Annotated in this window: 20 protein-coding genes and 1 riboswitch; of the genes, 11 read left to right on the forward strand and 9 right to left on the reverse strand. The window is 67.7% G+C overall.

The annotated features are described in order from the left end of the window. Positions 1-162 precede the first annotated feature (162 nt). The 5 genes from ATO4_RS19515 (at position 163) to ATO4_RS19535 (ending at position 3,829) form a co-directional block, all read left to right on the forward strand. Positions 163-564, forward strand: coding sequence for a LysR family transcriptional regulator (locus ATO4_RS19515; RefSeq protein ID WP_083593225.1), 402 nt, complete (start codon positions 163-165; stop codon positions 562-564). A 62-nt stretch (positions 565-626) separates the two neighbouring features. Next, on the forward strand, positions 627-1,373 hold the full coding sequence (gene modA / locus ATO4_RS19520; protein WP_083593226.1) for a molybdate ABC transporter substrate-binding protein: 747 nt from the start codon (positions 627-629) through the stop codon (positions 1,371-1,373). A gap of 27 nt (positions 1,374-1,400) precedes the next feature. Further along, complete coding sequence (modB, locus tag ATO4_RS19525; protein ID WP_083593227.1) at positions 1,401-2,075, forward strand: molybdate ABC transporter permease subunit; 675 nt, start codon at positions 1,401-1,403, stop codon at positions 2,073-2,075. Next, positions 2,072-3,232 carry a molybdenum ABC transporter ATP-binding protein gene (modC, locus tag ATO4_RS19530; RefSeq protein ID WP_083593228.1) on the forward strand — a complete coding sequence of 387 codons (1,161 nt, stop codon included), beginning with the start codon at positions 2,072-2,074 and terminating at the stop codon, positions 3,230-3,232. The genes modB and modC overlap by 4 nt, the downstream gene beginning before the upstream one ends. Before the next feature lie 54 nt (positions 3,233-3,286). Next, entirely contained in the window at positions 3,287-3,829 is a 543-nt protein-coding gene (locus tag ATO4_RS19535) for a cytochrome b/b6 domain-containing protein (RefSeq protein ID WP_083593229.1), read from the forward strand. A 225-nt stretch (positions 3,830-4,054) separates the two neighbouring features. Here ATO4_RS19535 and ATO4_RS19540 read toward each other — a convergent pair whose 3' ends face one another. The 4 genes from ATO4_RS19540 to ATO4_RS19555 all read right to left on the reverse strand — a co-directional run bounded on the left by ATO4_RS19540 (position 4,055) and on the right by ATO4_RS19555 (position 7,489). Beyond that, the gene (locus tag ATO4_RS19540) at positions 4,055-4,864 is read right to left on the reverse strand and encodes a class I SAM-dependent methyltransferase (protein ID WP_083593230.1); all 810 of its coding nucleotides are present in this window, start codon (positions 4,862-4,864) and stop codon (positions 4,055-4,057) included. Next, the gene (locus tag ATO4_RS19545) at positions 4,861-5,961 is read right to left on the reverse strand and encodes a glycosyltransferase family 4 protein (protein ID WP_245308843.1); all 1,101 of its coding nucleotides are present in this window, start codon (positions 5,959-5,961) and stop codon (positions 4,861-4,863) included. Before ATO4_RS19545 ends, ATO4_RS19540 begins: the two co-directional genes overlap by 4 nt. Beyond that, positions 5,958-6,356: a 6-carboxytetrahydropterin synthase gene (locus tag ATO4_RS19550; protein WP_083593231.1), complete on the reverse strand. Its 399-nt coding sequence runs from the start codon at positions 6,354-6,356 to the stop codon at positions 5,958-5,960. The genes ATO4_RS19545 and ATO4_RS19550 overlap by 4 nt, the downstream gene beginning before the upstream one ends. A gap of 146 nt (positions 6,357-6,502) precedes the next feature. Further along, positions 6,503-7,489, reverse strand: a complete 987-nt coding sequence (locus tag ATO4_RS19555; RefSeq protein WP_083593232.1) for a zinc-binding alcohol dehydrogenase — start codon at positions 7,487-7,489, stop codon at positions 6,503-6,505. Between the two features lie 356 nt (positions 7,490-7,845). Between ATO4_RS19555 and ATO4_RS19560 the strand changes: the two genes are divergently transcribed. Then, complete coding sequence (locus ATO4_RS19560; RefSeq protein ID WP_083593233.1) at positions 7,846-9,378, forward strand: YifB family Mg chelatase-like AAA ATPase; 1,533 nt, start codon at positions 7,846-7,848, stop codon at positions 9,376-9,378. 82 nt (positions 9,379-9,460) lie between these two features. Here ATO4_RS19560 and ATO4_RS19565 read toward each other — a convergent pair whose 3' ends face one another. The 3 genes from ATO4_RS19565 to ATO4_RS19575 form a co-directional block, all read right to left on the reverse strand. Next, positions 9,461-9,919, reverse strand: a complete 459-nt coding sequence (locus ATO4_RS19565; RefSeq protein WP_083593234.1) for a GNAT family N-acetyltransferase — start codon at positions 9,917-9,919, stop codon at positions 9,461-9,463. A 693-nt stretch (positions 9,920-10,612) separates the two neighbouring features. After that, positions 10,613-10,936 (reverse strand): hypothetical protein, encoded by a 324-nt coding sequence (locus tag ATO4_RS19570; RefSeq protein ID WP_139802563.1) that lies wholly within the window; start codon positions 10,934-10,936, stop codon positions 10,613-10,615. A 636-nt stretch (positions 10,937-11,572) separates the two neighbouring features. After that, on the reverse strand, positions 11,573-12,118 hold the full coding sequence (locus ATO4_RS19575; protein WP_083593236.1) for a hypothetical protein: 546 nt from the start codon (positions 12,116-12,118) through the stop codon (positions 11,573-11,575). A gap of 280 nt (positions 12,119-12,398) precedes the next feature. Here ATO4_RS19575 and ATO4_RS19580 point away from each other — a divergent pair, with 280 nt between their 5' ends. Continuing rightward, positions 12,399-13,742: a DUF2252 family protein gene (locus tag ATO4_RS19580; protein ID WP_083593237.1), complete on the forward strand. Its 1,344-nt coding sequence runs from the start codon at positions 12,399-12,401 to the stop codon at positions 13,740-13,742. Positions 13,743-13,803: 61 nt separating this feature from the next. Here ATO4_RS19580 and ATO4_RS19585 read toward each other — a convergent pair whose 3' ends face one another. Both ATO4_RS19585 and ATO4_RS19590 read right to left on the reverse strand, forming a co-directional pair. Beyond that, complete coding sequence (locus ATO4_RS19585) at positions 13,804-14,838, reverse strand: glycosyltransferase family 1 protein (protein ID WP_083593238.1); 1,035 nt, start codon at positions 14,836-14,838, stop codon at positions 13,804-13,806. A gap of 3 nt (positions 14,839-14,841) precedes the next feature. Beyond that, the gene (locus ATO4_RS19590; RefSeq protein WP_083593239.1) at positions 14,842-15,675 is read right to left on the reverse strand and encodes a UDP-2,3-diacylglucosamine diphosphatase; all 834 of its coding nucleotides are present in this window, start codon (positions 15,673-15,675) and stop codon (positions 14,842-14,844) included. A gap of 203 nt (positions 15,676-15,878) precedes the next feature. Here ATO4_RS19590 and ATO4_RS19595 point away from each other — a divergent pair, with 203 nt between their 5' ends. The 4 genes from ATO4_RS19595 (at position 15,879) to thiC (ending at position 21,048) form a co-directional block, all read left to right on the forward strand. Further along, on the forward strand, positions 15,879-18,185 hold the full coding sequence (locus ATO4_RS19595; RefSeq protein ID WP_083593296.1) for an NADP-dependent malic enzyme: 2,307 nt from the start codon (positions 15,879-15,881) through the stop codon (positions 18,183-18,185). 97 nt (positions 18,186-18,282) lie between these two features. Then, positions 18,283-18,549 carry a type II toxin-antitoxin system ParD family antitoxin gene (locus ATO4_RS19600; protein WP_083593240.1) on the forward strand — a complete coding sequence of 89 codons (267 nt, stop codon included), beginning with the start codon at positions 18,283-18,285 and terminating at the stop codon, positions 18,547-18,549. Next, positions 18,546-18,845, forward strand: coding sequence for a type II toxin-antitoxin system RelE/ParE family toxin (locus ATO4_RS19605; protein ID WP_083593241.1), 300 nt, complete (start codon positions 18,546-18,548; stop codon positions 18,843-18,845). Before ATO4_RS19600 ends, ATO4_RS19605 begins: the two co-directional genes overlap by 4 nt. Positions 18,846-18,929: 84 nt before the next feature. Continuing rightward, positions 18,930-19,041, forward strand: a riboswitch (TPP riboswitch). A gap of 171 nt (positions 19,042-19,212) precedes the next feature. Next, positions 19,213-21,048, forward strand: coding sequence for a phosphomethylpyrimidine synthase ThiC (gene thiC / locus ATO4_RS19610; protein WP_083593299.1), 1,836 nt, complete (start codon positions 19,213-19,215; stop codon positions 21,046-21,048). Positions 21,049-21,205: the final 157 nt, after the last annotated feature.

Here is a 21,205-nt window from a genome sequence, read left to right on the forward strand (position 1 = left end):
CGACACCTTCGTCGGTGTCTTTGCGGGCGCTTTGGCCGGCGGTGCCTCCAAGGCGGATGCGGCGCGCCGGGCCGCCGTCGCCGCCTCCCTCGCCTGCCGGAACCTCGGGGCGCAAAGCGCCATGCCGCGGGCGGAGGAAATCGACGCGGCGCTCTCCGGTCGATGAGCCCCCGCCCGCGCGCCGTCGCCCATCTGCGGCTTCGCCTCAGCGACGATCTCAGCATCGGCCCCGGCAAGGCACGCCTCCTCGAGGCCATTGCGGAAACCGGCTCGATCGCGGCGGCCGGCCGCAGCCTCGCGATGAGCTACAAGCGCGCATGGTCGTTGGTCGAGGAGATGAACCGCGCCTTCGCCGAGCCGCTCGTCGCCTCGGCACGGGGCGGCAGCAGCGGCGGCGGCGCCAGCCTGACGTCGACGGGTCGCCTGGTGGCAGCCAGCTATCGCCGGGTGGAGGAGCGGGCCGAGGCAGCCGTCGCCGAGGAAATCTCGACGCTGCGGGCCCTGCTGGCACCGCAGGACTCGCCGCTGGAGGAAGCCGGCGACGAAGCCGAGGAGGAAAAGTGAGCGGCCATCGCTTGACGGAGATCGCAAAGCGATATGTTCTTTTGTACATATCGGAGGGCCGCATGACCCGTTTCGCTTCCTTTGCCGCCCTAGCGGCAATCGTCTTTCTGGCGACCCCGGCAGCCGCCGGATCGACCCTTGTCGCCGTCGCCGCCAATTTCACCGACCCTGCCCGGGAGATCGCCGCGGCCTTCGCAGACAAGACCGGAGACATCGCCGAGCTCAGCTTCGGCTCGACGGGCTCGCTCTACGCCCAGATCGGCCAGGGCGCACCCTACGAGGTTCTCCTCGCGGCAGACGACGAGCGACCGGCCCGGGCGATCGAGGAAGGGATCGCGGTCGAGGGCAGCCAGTTCACCTACGCGATCGGGACGCTCGTCCTCTACAGCGCCGATGCGGGACGGGCCACCGGCCCCGAGACCCTGCGGGACCCTGAGATCGGCCGCATCGCCATCGCAAACCCGAAGACGGCGCCCTATGGTGCGGCCGCGGTGGAGACGATGCGCAAGCTCGGCGTCTACGACGCGCTGAAGGGGAAGATCGTCGAAGGCAGCAGCATCGCCCAGGCCTTCCAGTTCGTCTCGACGGGCAACGCCGAGCTCGGCTTCGTCGCGCTGTCGCAGATCACCGGAAACGAATCCGGCTCGCGCTGGGTCGTGCCGGCGGAGGATCACATCCCGATCCGCCAGGACGCCGTGCTGCTCGAAGCCGGTAGCGACAACGAGACGGCCAAGGCTTTCCTCGATTTCCTCAAGAGCCCCGAAGCCGCCGCGATCATCGAGCGCTACGGCTATGCGAGCCAAGGATGAGGCACGGCGGCAAGTGACCGTTCCCAGATGACCATCGACACCGGCGACATCCTGACCGCCCTCGTCCTGACGCTGGAACTGGCCGCCGTCACCACCCTCGTCCTCCTGGTCATCGGCACGCCGCTCGCCTGGTGGCTCGCCCGCTCGCGCTCCCTTAGCTCGGACGTCGTCGGAACGCTGGTGGCGCTGCCCCTCGTCCTGCCGCCGACGGTGCTCGGCTTCTATCTCCTCATCGCCCTCGGCCCGGACGGTCTCGGCGGGCTGGCCGGCGTCCGGTCCCTCGCCTTCTCCTTTCCGGGCCTCGTCGCCGGCTCGGTGGTCTATTCCCTGCCCTTCGTCGTCCAGCCGATCCGCAACGCCTTCGAGGCCATGGGCGAACGGCCCCTGGAGGTCGCGGCGACGCTTCGCGCCTCTCCCCTCGACCGGTTCTTCACCGTCGCCGTTCCTCTCGCCCGGTCCGGGTTCCTGACCGGCGCCGTCCTCGGCTTCGCCCATACCGTCGGCGAGTTCGGCGTCGTCCTGATGATCGGCGGCAACATTCCCGGCGAGACCCGCGTCCTGTCGATCGCCATCTTCGACTATGTGGAACAGCTGCGCTACCGCGAGGCCCATCTGGTCGCAGGCGGGATGCTGGTCTTCTCCTTTCTCGTGATCCTCGCCATGGCGCGGATCGGCCGCAACATCGGTACGGTCCGCCCATGACCGGCGCCCGGCGGGACGACGAGACGGGAAGCGCCCTTGCCGTCGCGCTCTCGGGCCAGCGCGGCGACTTCGCCATCGATGCGGCCTTCTCGGCCCCCGCCCGCGGCGTCACGGCGCTGTTCGGCCCGTCCGGCTCCGGCAAGACCTCGATTCTGCGGGCGATCGCCGGTCTCACCCGCCTTGAGGGCAGCGTTTCGGTGGGCGGTGAGATCTGGCAGGACGGCTCCCGCTTCGTGCCGCCGCATCGCCGGGCGCTCGGCTACGTCTTCCAGGAGGCGAGCCTCTTTACGCATCTCTCGGTGGCCGGCAACCTCGTCTATGGCGCCCGGCGCAGCCCCGGCGGCATCGATGCCGGGTTGCGCCGGCAGGTGATCGATCTTCTGGCGCTGCAGCCCTTCCTCTCCCGGTCCGTCGCCGACCTGTCCGGCGGCGAGCGCCAGCGCGTCGCCGTCGGTCGGGCGATCCTGTCGCGCCCCCGGCTCCTGATGATGGACGAACCGCTCGCCGCCCTCGACGTCCGGGCCAAGGACGAGATCCTTGCCTTCTTCGAGACGCTGTCCGGCGCGCTCGACCTGCCGATCCTCTATGTCAGCCACGACATTGCCGAGATCGAGCGGCTGGCGGACCGGATCATCCTCGTCGAAGCCGGCCGCGTGCGGGCAAGCGGCCCCCTCAACGAGGCCCTCACCGACATCGGCCTCGGCTTCGTGCGCCATCCCCACGCCGCTGCCGTCCTGGCCGCGACGGTCGTCGACTTCGACGGCGAGGACGGTCTCGCCGAGCTCGATCTCTGGGGCCAGCCCGTCTTCGTCGACGGCAGCGGACCGGACGAGATCGGGCTCACCCGCCGGCTGAGGATCGAGGCGAGCGACGTCAGCCTGGCGCGCGAGCCGATCGCCCAGTCGACGATCCTCAACACGCTGCGCGTCGAGATCCTCGCCATCGAGCCGGCGGGCCGCGCCAATCTCGCCGTCCTCCTTCGCCTTGTCGCGGAGAGCCGGCTCGACGCCCCTCCCCCAACCTTCATGGCAAAGGTCACCCGCCGGTCGGCGGCCAGACTGGTGCTCGCCCCCGGCGACAGGCTTTTTGCGCAGATCAAATCGGTATCGCTGGCGACCTCGCCGACGCCAGGATCGGCGGCGGCGTCTTCTACCTGAAAGGAATTCGGGCTATGCGCGGAAGGTGAACGCCGCAACAGGAACGAGATCGCCATGACCATCGCCGATGAAGGCCCCGCCGCGGATGTCGCCGCCTACCATCCGGCGGCGCGCATCCTGCACTGGCTCGTCGCCCTTCTCGTCCTCGTCGTCTGGCCGGTCGGTTTCGTCATCGAATTCGTCAAGGACGACGCCAAGCCCGCCTTCTATCTCGTCCATGAATCCTTCGGCTTCATCATTCTCTGGTTGATGCTCGCGCGGCTGGCCGTCCGGCTGATCCGCACGCCCCCGCCGGAGCCGCCGATGCCGATCTGGCAGAAGCGACTGGCCGGTACGGTCCACTGGCTGCTCTATGCCGCCCTGATCGCCCAGCCGATCGCCGGCTTTCTGGCGACCAACGCCTTCGGCTTTCCCCTCGACTGGTTCGGCCTCGTCACCGTCTGGAGTCCGATCGGCAAGTCCGATTTCGCGCCGACGCTGATGAGCGTCCATGTCTTTCTCGGCTGGTCGATCCTCGTCCTCTTCTGCCTGCATCTCGGCGGCGTCCTGCAGCACCACATCCTGCTCCGGGACCGGACGCTGCACCGCATGCTGTAGGAGCCTGACTCCGGAAAGCGGGAACCCGCCTTCGGAAGAGATCATGCGGCAGCAAGAGGATGGAGCGGAATGCTAAGCGAAGCTGATCTCGTCCCGCTCTCGAAGCGTTGTCGTCCCGCCTCGACGTGAGGAACGGCACGGCCAGCCGGCTCGTCTGGGGGTTCGTGCCGCCGCCTGCGTGACCCAGGCGACGACCACACCGGCCGCAACCGGCTGGGCACGTGCTCAGTCCGGAAGCGCCAGCAGATCCAGATGGCCGACGACGGTCTCGCTCCGTTCGGCGCCGTCCACCCGCATCCGCCGCCAGGCTTCGAGTTCCGCCGGATCGAGAACGCCGAGCTCGGCGACCGCCGTCGCCATGCCCTCCACATGGGCAATCGCAAGCGCGGCATCCTGCGGCCCGAGCCGCCACGGGCTGTCGGCAAGCTCCACAAGGTACCCCCGCCCCTGCAGCTCCCCCGCCAGCGCGCGCGCGGCGCCGGGGCCGAGCGAGGGGCCGGCGCCGAGACCCTTCGGCCGCAGCTGGTGCCGGTTGAAGCCCGCGACGACGATGCCGTCGAGCGGATGGTCCGGCAGAAAGCTCGTCGAGCCGTCGTAGCTGAGGGCCGCATGCAGCCCGGCGCCGCCGGCGACGATGCGTTCCGCAAGCCCCGTGATGAAATCCCGGGAGGCCAGATCGAACAGGGCCGAAGCCGTCACCAGACGGGCCTCGTCCAGCGGGATGTCGTCGACGATCGCCAGATCGACCAGCCGCGTCTCGGCCTCGGCGGCGAGAGTTCGCGCCCGCTCGGCGGCGGCATCGAGCAGCGCCGGGTCGTTGTCGAGGAGGCGCCACCGGTGCGTGGGCCCGCCCCGGTTTCGACAGGCCTCGAAGGCCGAGAGCGTCGAGCCCGTCCCGCAGCCGAGATCGACGACCGTCGCGCCCTGGCCGGCAGCCGCCAGCCACTCCGAGGCGCGCCGCATCAGCCCGGCATCGCGGGCGCGTCGGTCCGCAGGTTCCCGCAGCGCCAGCCAGTCTGCCGCAAAGCCGCTCATGAGGCACCGTCCATTTCAATGCCGGCAAGCATGGCGGCAACGGTTTCGGCCGTCTGCCGCCATGACGGCAAAGACCGTCCGGCGGCGAGGGACGCTGCGGCCGCCCGCGCCAGCGCCTGTCGATCCGTCAGCAGCGCCCGCAACGCGGCGCCGAGTTCGTCCGCATCGCCCGGCGCGAACCTGCGTCCGGCGTCCCCGGGGATGAGGTCGCGCGGCGCGCCCTCGGCGCAGGAGACGATCGGCAGCCCGTTCGCCATCGCCTCGGCGAAGACCATTCCGTAGCCCTCGTACCGGCTGGCGAGTACGAACAGGTCGGCGCCGCGATACTCCGACGAAACGTCGGGCATCGCCCCGGCGAGGTCGATCCGCCCGGCGAGACCCTGCCCCACGATCTGGCGCTCGAGGGCGGCGGATGTCTCGGGATCGGCGCTCTTCGAGCCGATGATCCGGCACTGCCAGGCGAGATCGGCCACCCGAGCAAGGCCATCGACGAGGGTCGCATGATCCTTGCGGGCGATCAGCGTCCCGATCGACAGGATGCGTGGCGCTCCGGTCCGGCCGCTCGGCGAGGGACCGCCACCGCCTTCCGTCCCGGCGCCGTCACGCCGCTCCGGCTTGTCGGTCCCCGGCAAAGCGACGGTCAGCCGCGCTCGCGGCACGGAAAACTCCGCCATCAGCGTTTCCGCCGTCGCCGCACTCGTCACGACGACGGCCAGCGCCGAAGCCAGCGCCTGCCGCTCGCTCGCCTCGAGCTTCGCCCGGACTGCCGCATCGAGCCCGGTCTCCAGGCAGAGCGGATGATGCACGAGCGCGACCAGCCGCAGCCGGTGCCCCTGCCGCGCCGCGACCTGCGGCATCGCCCCGAAGGCGAGGCCGTCGATCAGCACAAGGGCACCGTCCGGCAGCGCCGCGAGGGCGGCTTTGGCCGCCTCCAGATCCGCCGCCGATGGCTGCGGGAACCCGTCCGCCAGCACCAGATGCTCGACCTGCCAGCCCAGTGCCTCCAGCCCCGCCATCAGCCGCCGGTCGTAGCCATAACCGCCGCTCGGCGTATCGATGTCGCCGGGGATCGCGAAGACGAGGCGCCCTGCCGTCACAGGGCGCCCTCGTACCACGCGCGTGCGACATGGGACTCTTCCAGAGACACCTTCAGTCGGCGGATGCGCCCACCGCCGTCGCCGAGCGCCCCGGCCGCGATCTCGTCGGCCAGCCGATCGAACAGGTGCTTGGCCAGGAATTCGGTGGTCGTGACCTTCCCCCGAAAGGCCTCGATCGCATCGAGATTCTGGTAGTTCAAGGGCTCGAGCACCGCCTTCAGCAGCGTGCTCGCGAGCCCGATGTCCACCGCCAGCCCGTCGGCGTCGAGATCCTCGGTGAAAAAGGCGGCATCGACCACGAAGGTCGCCCCATGCATTCCCTGGGCCGGCCCGAAGACCGGGCGGGGCAGGCTGTGGGCGATCATCATGTGGTCGCGAACCTCGACGGCAAACATCGGCTGTATCCTCATGTCGTCTCATATGAGCGGCCCCGGACATCGGCGTGTCCTGCCGCTGAACCAGTCCGGGCTTCGGTGGGAGCCTTGCCGAAGATCCGGATGCGGAACCCGGAGCCGCTGTCGAAGCGTCCCGGTCTCATTCGTCAGTCGTAGCGGATCCGATGACAGAGCGTGTCCGGCTCCGCAAGGATTTCGCCATAGCGCTCGGCGAGTTCGAAAAACCTCGTCTCGCCGGAGAACAACCCGTCGAGCCGCGGATCGGCAAGCAGCGCCAGCGCCGTCTCCAGACGCCGACGGTTCGTCCATCGACCCCGCCTTGCGGCAGGAACGCTGCCGACCTGCGAGGCGACGATCGACAGGCGCCGGCTGTGAAAGGCGCCGCCGAGCGGCACCGTCGGCGCATCTTCGCCATACCAGCTGGCCTCGACGACGCGGCCTTCGAAGCCGGCGGCGGCCATCGCGCTGGCCAGACCCGCCTCGCTCGCCGAGGTGTGGATCACCACGTCGCACTCGCGCGGCAAGTCGCCTGGCAGCGCGAAGTCGGCACCCAGCGCCCGGGCGATGTCGCGCCGCGCCGGGTTGACGTCGACGACCGTCGTCACCGTGCCCGGGATCCCCGCCGCGATGAACGCCACCAGCAACCCGACCACCCCGCCGCCGACCACCGCCACCACATCCCCCGGCATGACACCGGCATCCCAGACGATGTTGAGCGCCGTCTCCATGTTGGCTGCCAACACCGCCCGCGCGGCCGGAACCCCGGGTGGGACCGGAACGCTCGCCTCGGCCGGGACGACGAACCTGTCCTGATGCGGATAAAGGCAGAAGACCCAGTCACCGGACCGCACCGGATCGCCCGCCACAATCCGTCCGACCGTGCCGTAGCCGTATTTCACCGGAAACGGGAACGTGCCCTCCTGAAACGGCGCACGCATCCGCTCCTGCTCGCTCTTCGGCACCGCACCCGCGGCAACCAGCGCCTCGGTCCCCCGGCTGATTGCCCCGAAGGCTGCGACGACGAGAACCTCTCCCTCTCCCGGCGGGCTCAGAACCTGCGATCGCAGCGAGGTGCGGTTCTGCCCGACGATCCACAGCGCCGTCGCCGAAGTCTCCCTGAGGTCGCCGCTCACGGAGACTCCCCCCGTCGTCCCTTCCGAACCTCCTGTCCGAAGCCGAACTTGCCGCCCCACATCATCATCGACACCATCATGTCCCGCCGGCGGCCTGCCGAGATCGAGGCGCGGCGATCTGGCTTGCGTCCCATCCCTCGTCCCGTTCGATCGGCCGCATTTTTCCTGCCGAGAGGCCTCTCGACCCGACAGGGTGACATGATGCAGCGCAGTCAGATTGCCAGCTGCGTTGCGCTCCGGCAAGCGCTTTTTGTTCGTCAAAGGTTCTTGTTTTATCCGCGGACATGTGATGAGCTGCAGAAAGAATTTCGACAACTCTCGAACGTGGCTCCAACGGCCTGATGAGGGGGCAACCCATGGTATCGCGCGTCAAGACGGTCGCCTTCCACGGCATCGAGGCCGTGCCGGTCGACGTTCAGGTCATGGTCGCTCCGGGCAAGGTCGGCATCCAGATCGTCGGATTGCCGGACAAGGCGGTCGCCGAGAGCCGCGAGCGCGTGCAGGCCGCGCTGCATGCGTCCGGGCTGTCGATGCCGCCCAAGAAGGTGACGGTCAATCTCGCCCCCGCGGATCTGCCGAAGGAGGGCAGCCACTACGACCTGCCGATCGCGCTCGGGCTGATGGTGGCCCTCGGCGCGGTCCCCTCCGACACGCTGTCCGGCTACTGCGTTCTCGGCGAGTTGTCGCTCGACGGCATGATCACGGCGGTCGCCGGCGTCCTGCCGGCCGCCATGCGAGCCAACGCCCTCGAGATGGGGCTGATCTGCCCGGCGGAATGCGGCCCGGAGGCAGCCTGGGCCAGCGGCGACATGCCGATCGTCGCCGCCCGCAGCCTGATCCAGATCGCCAACCATTTTCGCGGAACCCAGATCATCGCGAGACCTGAGCCGGCCATCCGCTCTGCCCCCGCCAATCTGCCGGATCTCGCCGACATCAAGGGCCAGATCGTCGCCAAGCGGGCGCTGGAGATCGCGGCCGCCGGAGGGCACAATCTGTTGATGATCGGTCCGCCCGGCTCCGGCAAGTCGATGCTCGCCCAGCGACTGCCGTCGGTCCTGCCTCCCCTCGCCCCGCGGGAGCTGCTCGAGGTCTCGATGATCGCCTCGATCGCCGGTGAGCTGACCGGCGGCAAACTCTCCGACCGCCGCCCGTTTCGCAGCCCCCACCACTCCGCCTCGATGGCGGCGATGGTCGGCGGCGGTCTCAGGGCCCGCCCCGGCGAGGTTTCGCTCGCCCATCGCGGCGTCTTGTTCCTCGACGAGCTGCCGGAGTTTTCACCCGTCGTCCTCGACTCGCTGCGCCAGCCTCTCGAAGGCGGCGAGAGCACCATCGCGCGGGCCAATCACCGCGTCTGCTACCCCGCCAAGTTTCAGCTCATCGCCGCGATGAACCCGTGTCGCTGCGGCATGGCCGGCGAGCCCGGCCATCGCTGCCCGCGCGGGGCACGCTGCGCCAGCGAGTACCAGTCGCGGATCTCGGGTCCGCTGCTCGATCGCATCGATCTGCGTGTGGAGGTTCCGGCGGTCACGGCCAGCGACCTGATCCGGCCCGCATCATCCGAGGCATCCGAGGTGGTGCTCGCGCGCGTCGTCGCGGCCCGCCGTCGTCAGGCGGAGCGCTTTGCCGCCCTCGGCCTGCCGGCCGAGACGCTGAACGCCCATTGCGCCGCCAACCTCATCGAGGAAGTGGCGTCGGTCGATCGGCCGGGGACGCAACTGCTGCATGACGCCGCCGAGCAGATGAAGTTCTCGGCGCGGGCCTATCACCGCATCCTCAAGGTCGCGCGGACGCTTGCGGACCTGGACCAGGCGGGAAACGTCCAGCGCGTCCACCTGGCCGAGGCGATCTCCTACCGCGTCGCGGGCGAGCGGCTCGCGGCGGCGGCATGACGCGGCCGCCGGTCATTGCCTCGATGCCTCCGCGCCGAGATGACGATCCCAGATCCCGGCTCGCGGCGCGACGAGGCCGAGGTTAGACGAAATCGAGGCGCATGGTCGCCATGCCGTTGGAGCGGCCGAGTTCCTCGTAGCCGGCGGCCTCGTAGACCGCGAGCGCCGGCTGGTTGTCGAGTTCGACCTTGAGGGTGATCGAAATGGCCCCGAGGTCTTTCGCCGCAGCTTGCGCATATGCGGCCAGTTCCTTGCCCGTCCCGCCGCGGGAGGCTTCCTCGACGAAGACGTAGACGAGATGGCGCACTTCCGGGCCGATGCCGATCCGAAGCGCGAAGAAGCCGACCTCCCGGCCGCTCGCATCGACCAGGTAGAAGGAGGCGTCGTCGGGCTCGTTCAGCCACTTCTCCTGCCATTCGAGCGGATCGAACGGGTGCTTTGCGCTGGGATTGACGAGCGCGAGGTCGCACTGCTGCGACAAGAGACGCTGGAGGGGCACGAGATCGACCGGAAGATTCCGGCGCAGGGAGAGTTCGGACATGTCGAGGGTTCCACGAGACGGTTGCAATTCCTGCTCATGGTTGCTTCTTCTCGCATGGCGATGCGCCGGTTTTCAACCGCCGAACGCCATTATCGCTCCCGACTTGGCCGAGGCGGCTCGATCTCGCCGGGTCCGTTGAGCGCTGGCGCGCGCGATCCCGGCCACGTCGCAGCCTGTCTCGCGGCTTACGCCGTTTTAGAGGGGGCTCGCGGTCAATTGAACAGGGAGTTGTCGACCATCTCGGCCTGTTTCGCCCATTTGCCGCCCGGATCATTGACCGGTTTCGATGCGCAGGCGGACAGCAGCATGGCGAGAGCCGCGAGCGGAGTCAGGCAAGTCTTGCGGAGCAATGTCGGCGTCTTTCCATGGGGAGGAGGTTTCGGGACTGACCAGCCCGGCAAAGCAGCAAACTTCGGCAGAAGGGAGGCCTATCCCGAATGTCGTGGTGAGACAACGCCGGAACACTCCTGAGAGGCGACCCTGCCGCGCTGGTTTGGTGTCGTCATCGCCCCGCCTTGGGCGCCGTGAATGTTGACCGGTTGGAGACTACGATCGATCGAAGTCGGCGACGGCTGATTGAACCGCATCGGCGTGTTAGTTCCCAGCTGTTGTTCCCCCGCCACGCGCCGTGACGGGCCGTTCATCGGCCCGTCATCCGGTTCGTCGCCATCGGCCGCGGGCCATCGACGCCGGCTATCGCGGATCCTGTCCCGGCACGAGACCGCCGGAGGGCGTCGACGCCAGAACCGACGGTGTCGCGCCATTGACGAGCGGCAGCGCCGACGCGCTTCCATAGACATCGCCGAGGCCGAACAGCCAGGGGATGCCGCCGCTTCCGGCCCGCAGGGCGACGCGTCCGTCCGGGAGCCGGACCGGATAGGCCACCCTCCGCTCCCGGTTGGAGAGGATGACACCCGGCCGCTCCGCCGCCGGTCGGTAGTCCTGGGCCGAAGCCGGGGTGGTGAGCGGCAGTGGAACCGTGGCGACTGCCGCCAGGGCGAGAAGCATGCGTCTCATGAGATCTTCCTCCAACTCTGCAAGTTCGAGTGCGTCGCGGTTCGCGTGCCGTCAGTCGGGGAGTTGCCCGGGAACCAGCCCGCCGGACGGGGTGTCGTTGAAGGTCGGCCCGGATCGGACGCTCTGGGTTCCGGACGGGCCACTGGTGCAACCGGCAAATGCCAAAGCGAACATGCCAACGAGGGCGGCGGATAGGATGGATCTTGCATAGGTCATGGGGCACAAACGACCGATGCCGGGCAGGAGTTGCTACAGGAAATCGTGAACGGCGGACCACCGCCCTCGCTCCAGGAAACCGCACCGGCGGCCCTGGAGAGAGGTGCGGTCAGAGCACGCAGGATGGGCAATGCCAGCCTTCGGCGGCAGCGCTTGCGCGGTGCGAGCTCGGCAGCGCTGGCATTCTGCGGGCAGAAGCCTGTCGGACGGATGATCGAACCGTGCCGGATTCCTTCGACGTCTCAGCCGCTGCGGCGAACGGGCGGCAGGCCGATCTTCCGGAGCCATCCGCGCCGGTGCATCGAGCCGCGCCGCTAGCCCCACGTCTCAGGATGGAGCGCAAATCCCGGCGGCGCCAGCCTGCCAAGGCCAGGCGTGACCGGGCTGCGTGACGGGGCGGGGCTTTGCCGCGTCCTGACGTCAGTCTGTCTCCTTCGGCGGATCGTCCCGGCGCAGATAGGCCAGCAGGTCCTCGACCATCGGCAGCGCCGGCCGCAGCTTCGTACCCGCGGCCGGCTGCAGGCAGAACATGATCCGCAGGCGGCCCTTGATGTTCCACAGATAGGCGTCGAGATCGAGGTTGCGGCGCTTGGCGGCGACGACGTAGCGGCGCAGGACGTATTCGCCGCCGCGCAGATCCACGGCTTGGGGCGGCGTGCGCATGGCGAAGCGATCGCTGCGGACCAGGGGATCATAGGCGAGTTCGGGGCGCAGCGCCTTGGCCTTCTCGACGAACCACACCTCGACATCCGCCCAGGGCATGCGCGTCTCGTCGAGCATGAAGCCGGTATCGATCGGCCAGGAGCCCGGCGGGCGGGTCGGGCCGAGGGCGTAGAGGCACGAGAGTTCTGCAGGACAGCCGGCGCCGGTGCAGTCGAAGCGCTGGCCGACCTCGATCACGGCATCTTCCTCGGGCCCGGCGACCCAGCCCTCGGGCACCGTCTCCTGGGATGCGGCGATCGACATGCCGAAAAGCAGGGCGGCGAGGCACGCCAGCAGCCGTGCTGCAGCCGCGGCTCCAGACGACCCAGACGAAAGTGTGCGTCGAAACGAAGCGGTCATTCTCCCCACCCGAAATGCTGCCCCCTCCGGCCGAAGGGCGGTTGTCAGACGGCGCAGTGCCGATCAGCCGGCACTATCGCGGATCGAGCTTGAGACGGGCTGACCTCCCGGCGGCCTAACCTTGCGCGACGGCGACGGGGACCGATCCCTTGCCTCGCGAGGCTCCGGGGCGTAGCTCTGCGAGATGACCCAGAGTGAGCACTCCCGCACGACGCTGATCGCCGACGAACTCGAGCGCGTGGACGGCCGGCGGCCCGGCCGCGATGCTCCGGAGCGCAAGCACCGCAAGATGGCGTCGAACCCCTTCCATTTCTATCGCGGGTCGGCCCAGATCTTCTACACCGACCTGAAGGATGGCCTTCTGTGCCTGCCGGAGGGTATGACGCAATGGGTCAAGCCCACCGCGGTGGTCGGCGACTGCCACATCGCGAATTTCGGTTTCGTGACGGAGAAGGGCTCGCATGGCGGCCTGGTCGTCTTCGTTCCCAACGACTTCGACGATGCCTGCATCGGCCACGCCGCCTGGGACCTCGCGCGGTTTCTGACGAGCATCTTCCTCGCGTCCCACTACGCCCACGGCATCCTGGACGGGCGCTACGAGACCTCTGAATTCGACGACCTCACCGGCTTGAAGGCACCCTCGGAAAAGGCCGAGGTGAAGGCGGCCCGGGCCTTCCTGAAGACCTATCGCAAGACCGCGGAGGCGATCGCCAGGGATCCCGCGACGCGGCGATCGGTGAAATCCGGCTTTCCCCGCGATCATCTTCTCCACGCCAGCCTGAAGAAGGCCCGCAAGCGCTCGATCGGCGGCAACAACTTCACCACCAAGAGCACCCTCGGCAAGGCCGTCCACGTCGCGCCGGAGGGGCTGCGGTTCCGCGACAGGCCCGGCCGCTATCGCCGCCTCGATGCCGCCAGCGTCGCCACCATCCAGTCCCAGTTCCGCCCCTATGTCGACGACGACATCCTCGACATCGTCGAACGCCTCGGTGCCGGAACCGGCTCGGTGAATGTCGAGCGCTACTATCTCCTGGTCGGCCCGGCTGGCGCCTCCACCGAGGCCGAACTGCCGCTGTGCCACGTGATCGAGGTCAAGCAGCAGCGCACCGCCGCCCCTTTGAGGCACTTCGCCGACATCGATCCGCGCAACCGGCTTTCGCCGGCGCATCTGACCGTCGACCTGCAGCGGCTGATGCAGCGCGAGCCGGACCTGCTTCTCGACGAGGTCGCCTGGAACGGCGCGCAATGGCTGGTCCGTTCACGCCACCACGCGCGCTACAGCCTCGATCCCGAGGCGATCTGCCTCTCCGCCCATCCCGGGAGGAACCTCAGGCAGTATGTCGAGGCATGCGGGGAGGTGCTTGCTCTGGCCCATGGCCGGACGGACCATCGATCCACCGCCTTCGAGACCGCGATCGCCGCCAGGATCGCGGATTCCGGCGAGGCGCTGATCGAGACGGCCCGCGCCTATGCGGGTCAGGTCGTCGCCGATCACGCCGCCCTCTGCTCGCTGATGTCGGGCAAGTGACGGTCGGGGTTCGTCGGCCCCGGAACAAGAACCGCAGGTCGTCCGGCGGTCCGGCCAGGGATCAGGCAGCCATCGAGTCCCGCCGCCCATGGCCGGCTGCAGCCGCGAAGGTGTGATCGAGGAAGATTTCCGCGCAGGCTTCCCAGTTGTAGGCGTAGGAGCGCCGGATCGCGGCCTGCCGGTCGATCGACAGCGCCCCGAGGCAGGCCTCGCGCAGATCCTCGGAGATCACCCCCGCGCCGGAATCGGCGATGACGTCCACGGGCCCCGGCTCCGGAAAGGCCGCGAGCGGCACGCCGCAGGCCAGCGCCTCGATGAGCACGTTGCCGAACGTGTCGGTCTTCGAGGGAAAGACGAAGACGTCGGCGGAGGAATAGTACCGCGCCAGCGCGTCGCCCGTCTGCAACCCGGCGAAATGGACGTCGGGGTATCGCGCGACGAGGCCGGCCATGGACGGGCCGTCGCCGACCACCAGCTTGGAGCCCGGCAGGTCGAGATCGAGGAAACCCTCGATGTTCTTCTCCGGGGCGAGCCGCGACACGGTGACGAAGATCGGACGGGGCAGATCGAGGGCGATCGGCTCGCTCGGCCGGAAGATGTCGCGGTCGATCCCCCGCGTCCATGTGACGAGATTGCGGAAGCCCAGCGGCTCCAGCTGCCGGCGCATCGACTCCGTCGGCACGAGACAGGCGCTCGCGGCGTTGTGGAACCACCGCAGGACGTTATAGGTCAGCCGCTCGGGGATCGGCGCGCGCTTGCGCAGATATTCGGGGAAGCGCGTGTGCAGGCTGGTGGTGAAGCCCATTCCGCGCCGCAGGCACACCCGCCGGGCGGCAAAGCCGAGGGGGCCTTCCGTGGCGATGTGGACGGCATCCGGGCGGAACCCGTCGATGACCCGCGCCATGCCGTCGGCGCCGGTCAGCGCCAGGCGGATCTCCGGATAGGTCGGGCAGGGAATGGTGCGGAAATCCTGGGGCGCGACGACCTTCACCTCGAAGCCGCGGTCGGTGAGTTCCCGCACGAGGCTGGCGAGCGTCCGCACCACGCCGTTGATCTGCGGATGCCAGGCGTCGGTGACAATCAGGATGCGTTGCATGCTTCAGGCTGCCTCGGTGGGACGCACGATCGGCTGCTCGGAGACGATGCGCGGCTGCGACGTCTTCGGTCGTGCGCGGGCCCGAACCACCTCGCTCCAGCGAATGAGCTCGAATGATCCGTCGTGACGCTCGGCGACCGCGGTGCAGCTTTCGACCCAGTCGCCTGTATTCACATAGACGATGTCGGCATGTTCGGCCAGCTGCGCGTGGTGAATGTGCCCGCAGATGACGCCGTCGCAGCCCATCTTCTGGGCTTCCTCGGCCAGCGCCGCCTCGAAGGCGCCGATGAAGTTGACGGCGTTCTTCACCTTCAGCTTGGCCCAGGACGAGAACGACCAGTAGGGAAAGCCGAGCCGGCGCCGGACCGTGTTGAAGATGCCGTTGATCGCGATCGCGGCGTCATAGGCCCAGTCGCCGAGATAGGCGATGATCCGGGCATTGCGCACCACCACGTCGAACTCGTCGCCATGCATCACCAGGAAGCGGCGACCGTCGGCCGTCACATGCACGTCGTTCAGCTTCACCTCGACGCCGCCGAAATGCCTGCCGGTGAAGTCGCGCAGGAACTCGTCGTGATTGCCGGGGATGTAGATGACCGTCGCGCCCTTGCGCGCCTTGCGCAGGAGCTTCTGGACGACGTCGTTGTGGCTCTGCGGCCAGTTCCACGAGCGCTTCAGCCGCCAGCCATCGACGATGTCGCCGACGAGGTAGATCTTCTCGGCGTCGTTGAAGCGCAGAAAGTCGATCAGCATCTCGGCCTGCGACGACTTCGCGCCGAGATGGATGTCGGAGATGAAAAGCGTCCGGAAATGACGCGTTGCCGCCTCGTCCGTCATGATCGCAGCCTCGCGCTACATTTGTCCACCTGTCGGCTGCGACAGCAAATGCCCGATTCGCATTGCAGGCGTGTGACGCGGCTGCGGCAGGAGCCCGCTCCGCCGCGTTCGGCCGCATGGCAGAATGCGGTTTGCCGACGGGTTTGGAGAGGCTAAGAGGACGGCAGACAGGCGACGCGATGCCGGAGAAAGCGGAGATCTTGATGAGCACCAACCAATCGTCCGACGGCGGAGCCAAGCTGAGCGACCTCGACGAACAGGCGCTGTTCTTCCACCGCTATCCCAAGCCCGGCAAGCTCGCGATCCAGGCGACCAAGCCGCTCGGCAACCAGCGCGATCTGGCGCTCGCCTATTCGCCCGGCGTCGCCGCCCCCTGTCTCGAGATCGCCCGCGATCCGGGGCTCGCCGCCGACTATACCAGCCGCGCCAATCTCGTCGCGGTGATTTCCAACGGCACCGCCGTCCTCGGCCTCGGCAATATCGGCCCCCTCGCCTCCAAGCCGGTGATGGAGGGCAAGGCCGTCCTGTTCAAGAAATTCGCCGACATCGACGTCTTCGACATCGAGGTCGACGCCTATGAGATCGACCATTTCTGCACGGTCGTCGCGGCGTTGGAGCCGACCTTCGGCGGCATCAATCTGGAAGACATCAAGTCGCCGGAGTGCTTCGAGATCGAGGCGCGCCTGCGAAAGGAAATGGCGATCCCGGTCTTCCACGACGACCAGCACGGCACCGCGATCATCGCCGCCGCCGCCGTCCGCAACGCCCTGCTTCTCGGCGGCAAGAAGCTGGAAGAGGTGAAGATCGTCGCGTCCGGCGCCGGCGCCGCGGCGCTCGCCTGCCTCAATCTCCTCGTCACCCTCGGCGCCAGGCTCGAGAACATCCTCGTCACCGACAAGGACGGCCTCGTCTACAAGGGCCGCGAGGTCGCCATGGACCGCTGGAAGGACGTCTATGCCCGCGACACGCCGATGCGCACGCTGGAAGAGGCGCTGGACGGCGCCGACATCTTCCTCGGCCTCTCGGCGGCGGGCGTCCTGAAGCCGCAATATCTGGAGAAAATGGCGGCGAAGCCGCTGATCCTGGCGCTCGCCAATCCCGTCCCCGAGATCATGCCGGACCTCGCCCGTGAAGTCCGCCCCGACGCGATGATCTGCACCGGGCGGTCGGACTTTCCCAATCAGGTCAACAACGTCCTCTGCTTCCCCTTCATCTTCCGCGGCGCGCTCGACTGCGGGGCCACCGGAATCACGGAAGGCATGAAGCAGGCCGCGACCGACGCCATCGCCGAACTCGCCCGGGAGGAGGTCTCGGAAGTCGCGGCCAAGGCCTACGGGTCGGAGACGCCGATCTTCGGGCCGGACTACCTGATCCCCTCCCCCTTCGATCCGCGGCTGATTCTGAAGATCGCTCCGGCCGTCGCCAGGGCCGCGGAAAGGGACGGCGTCGCCTCCCGCCCGATCGCCGACATGGACGCCTATGTCGAGCAGCTGAGCCGCTTCGTCTTCCGCTCCGGCATGATCATGAAGCCGATCTTCCAGATCGCCCGCAAATCCGGCAAGCGGGTGATCTTCGCCGATGGCGAGGACGAGCGGGTGCTGCGGGCAGCCCAGGTGCTGATGGAGGACGGCGTCTGCGTGCCGATCCTCATCGGCCGGCCGAGCGTCCTCGAAACCCGGCTCGAGCGCTACGGCCTCAAGATCCGCCCGGGCAGGGATTTCGAGATCATCAACCCGGAAGACGATCCGCGCTATCGCGACTATGTCGACGCCTATTTCCAGAAGGTCGGTCGCAAGGGCGTCAGCCCCGACACCGCCCGCACGGTGGTGCGCACCAACACCACCGTCATCGGCGCCATCGCCGTCGCGCGGGGCGAGGCCGACAGCCTGATCTGCGGGCTCGAAGGGCGCTTTCCCCACCATGTCCGCGACATCAGCCAGGTGATCGGCATGCGCCGCGGGGTGAAGAAGCTCGCGGCCATGAGCCTGCTGATCACCCAGGGCACGACGAAATTCTTCCTCGACACCTATGTCCAGCGCAATCCGAATGCCGAGGAACTCGCCGAGATGACCCGCCTCGCCGCCGCCGAGCTGCGTCGCTTCGGCATCGATCCGAAAGCGGCCTTCGTCTCCCATTCCAATTTCGGCACCGACGATACCGAGGACACCATCAAGCTCCGCAAGGCCCTGAAGCTCGTCCACGCGGAGATGCCGGACCTCGAGATCGACGGCGAGATGCATGGCGATTGCGCGCTGAACGAGGCGATCCGCAAGCGCAACATGACGGATTCGTCGCTGACGGGGGAAGCCAATCTCCTGATCTTCCCGACGCTGGACGCCGCCAACATCACCCTCAACGTGGTCAAGCAGATGACCGACGCCCTGCATGTCGGCCCGATCCTCCTCGGCGCCGCCGCGCCGGCCCATGTGCTCACGCCGTCGGTGACCTCGCGCGGCGTCGTCAACATGGCGGCCATCGCCACGGCCCAGGCGATCGGGCTGGAGGGGTGAAGCTGAGAAACCGTCTGAAGGAGACCGGAGCCGACGTCACGAGTCCCGTTGCTAACTGTTATTGGCGCGTGGCATAAGGAACTGAGGAGAAGCGATCATGGCCAGCAGCGCAAATCTCGGACAGCACCTCGAGAACTACGTCACCGACCTCGTGAAGACCGGCCGTTATCATTCACGCAGCGAGGTCTTGCGGGAAGGCGTTCGCCTGGTGGAAGAACGCGAAAAGCGCCTGGCCGCCCTGGAAGTCGCTCTGGCTCGTGGCTTGGCAGATGTGGAAGCCGGGCGCGTCACTGCGTTGGACGAAGCTTTCGAGAAAATCCGCGCAGATATCGAGGCCGAAGATGGCGAAAGCTCCCGTGCGTGAAGGTCATTCTGACTGACACGGCCATCGCCGATCTCGTCGGTATCGGACGTCATATTCGCATGGACAACCCGGCGCGGGCAGACACCTTCGTTGACGAATTGAAGGACGCCTGCCGCGGTCTCGGAGAAATGCCACGCGCCTATGCATTGGTCCCTGGGTACGAGGATCGAGCCATCCGGCGCCGCCCGTACGGCAATTATCTCATTTTCTATCGGGTCGATGCAGAGGCTGTCTTTATCCTGCATGTCCTCAATGGCGCCCAGGATTTCGAGAGAATTCTGTTCTTCAAACCCTAGCTCAAGCAACCCTGTGACGAAGCCCGCGGCGCCGACCCGCTTCGAACAGGCACCTTGACGCCACCCCCTGCTCTGTTAACCTTCTGATCGTCCAAGGGGAGTTCCGGCAAGGAACTGAGAGGCCGCTATCGATGCGCGGCGACCCGTTGAACCTGATCCAGTTCATACTGGCGTAGGGATGGAAGAAGGCCGCGACACCGGCCGCCAGCGGGGCATCCCGCATCTGGCGGCCAGCCTTCGAAAACGGGACACCGGGCGCGATGCGCGGTGACTGGCCAGGTTTTCGAAGGGACAAGCGCAACGGGCCAATTTTCGATCACCGACCGACAGAAACTGGATCTCCAACGCTCGTCGAAGGAGTTCCATGATGAATCTCGTCACGCCGATCAAGACACCGGTCGTCACCACGGGCCCGCTGCCGGCCTCGCGGAAGATCCACCTCGCCGGCACGGCCCATCCCGCCATCCGCGTGCCGTTGCGCCAGATTTCCGTCCATCCGACGGCGGGCGAGCCGCCGGTCACCGTCTATGATTCCTCCGGCCCCTATACGGATGCGAATGCCGCGATCGACATCGCCAGGGGCCTGCCGCGCCATCGCACCGGCTGGGCGCTCGCCGGCGGCGACGTTGAGGAATATGACGGCCGCACCGTCCGGCCCGAGGACAACGGCAACCTGCCGGCGGACAAGCTCACCCCCGCCTTCCCGGTTGCGAACCGGCCGCTGCGAGCCAGAGCCGGCAGGGCCGTCACCCAGCTCGCCTATGCGCGGGCCGGCATCGTCACGCCGGAGATGGAATTCGTCGCGATCCGCGAGAATCTCGGCCGCAAGGCCGAGGCCCAGGCGCTGAGCCGCGACGGCGAGCCCTTCGAGGCCGAGATTCCGGACTTCATCACCCCCGAATGGGTGCGCGAGGAGATCGCCTCCGGCCGGGCAATCATCCCCGCCAACATCAACCATCCCGAACTCGAGCCGATGGCGATCGGCCGCAACTTCCTCACCAAGATCAACGCCAACATCGGCAACTCGGCCGTAACCTCGTCCATGGCCGAGGAGGTGGAGAAGATGGTCTGGGCGATCCGCTGGGGCGCCGACACGGTGATGGATCTCTCCACCGGGCGCAACATCCACAACATCCGCGACTGGATCATCCGCAACGCCCCCGTCCCGATCGGCACCGTGCCGATCTACCAGGCGCTGGAAAAGGTCGACGGCATCGCCGAGAACCTCACCTGGGAGGTCTATCGCGACACGCTGATCGAGCAGGCCGAACAGGGCGTCGACTATTTCACCATCCATGCCGGCGTTCGGCTGTCGCACATCCCGCTGACCGTCGACCGGGTCACCGGCATCGTCAGCCGAGGCGGCTCGATCATGGCGAAGTGGTGCCTGCACCATCACCGGGAATCGTTTCTCTACGAGCATTTCGACGAGATCTGCGACATCTGCCGCATCTACGACGTCTCGTTCTCGCTGGGCGACGGCCTGCGCCCCGGCTCGATCGCCGACGCCAACGACCGGGCGCAGTTCGCCGAGTTGGAAACCCTCGGCGAACTGACCAAGATCGCCCGGGCCAAGGACTGCCAGGTGATGATCGAAGGCCCCGGCCACGTGCCGATGCACAAGATCAAGGTCAATGTCGAAAAGCAGCAGCAGCTCTGCGGCGACGCGCCCTTCTATACGCTCGGCCCCCTCGTCACCGACATCGCGCCCGGCTACGACCACATCACCTCTGGCATCGGCGCCGCGATGATCGGCTGGTTCGGCACGGCGATGCTCTGCTACGTCACGCCGAAGGAGCATCTGGGGCTGCCCGACCGCGACGACGTCAAGGTCGGCGTCATCACCTACAAGATCGCCGCCCATGCCGCCGATCTCGCCAAGGGCCATCCGGCGGCGCAGCTGCGCGACGACGCCTTGTCCCGGGCGAGGTTCGAGTTCCGTTGGGAGGACCAGTTCAACCTCTCCCTCGATCCGGAGACGGCGCAGCTCTATCACGACGAGACCCTGCCCAAGGAGGCGCACAAGACGGCGCATTTCTGCTCGATGTGCGGGCCGAAATTCTGCTCGATGAAGATCAGTCACGACATCCGCGCCGAGGCCCAGAAGGAGGGCATGGCGGCGATGGCGGAGAAATACCGCGCCGGCGGCGATCTCTACATGACGCCCGAGGAGATCGCGGCAAAGGCCGAGCCGGCGGAGTAGGTGAGATGCGGGACATGCGATCATGCCGATGCTCATTTGAGACCCAGGACGCAGTGAAGGTCGGCGAGGAACTGGCATCGTTGTGCCGCCCCCCCCTGCTTCGACAGGCTCAGCATGAGGGGGTTGATGTTGCGCCGCCAAGCTGGAGAACCGATGC

It is taken from the genome of Aurantimonas sp. 22II-16-19i, from assembly GCF_002088275.1.
In the GTDB taxonomy this organism is placed as follows: domain Bacteria; phylum Pseudomonadota; class Alphaproteobacteria; order Rhizobiales; family Rhizobiaceae; genus Jiella.